Annotated in this window: 1 protein-coding gene; it reads right to left on the reverse strand. The window is 54.4% G+C overall.

The features are described 5' to 3' along the window. Positions 1 to 204: transposase (locus WG929_RS21330; RefSeq protein ID WP_416207665.1), on the reverse strand; the 204-nt coding region annotated here is incomplete at both ends.

A 204-nucleotide genomic window follows, 5' to 3' on the forward strand; every position in this document is an offset into this window, starting at 1 on the left:
AACCCTAGGCGAACCGTCATTTTCATCAGTGTCTTTAAACCGTCCTCGCCGAGACGTCGGCGGAAACGCCCGAACGTGATGGAATCAATCGGTGGTCGATGTTGGAAATACTGCTCGCCGCAGAAGTGCTGCCAGTAGGGGTTTTCTACCCAGCGGGCGATGCAGTGTTCATCCGATAGCGCGTAGATGTGTTTCAGGAGTGTC

Source organism: Oceanobacter antarcticus (assembly GCF_044962685.1).
In the GTDB taxonomy this organism is placed as follows: domain Bacteria; phylum Pseudomonadota; class Gammaproteobacteria; order Pseudomonadales; family Oceanobacteraceae; genus Oceanobacter; species Oceanobacter antarcticus.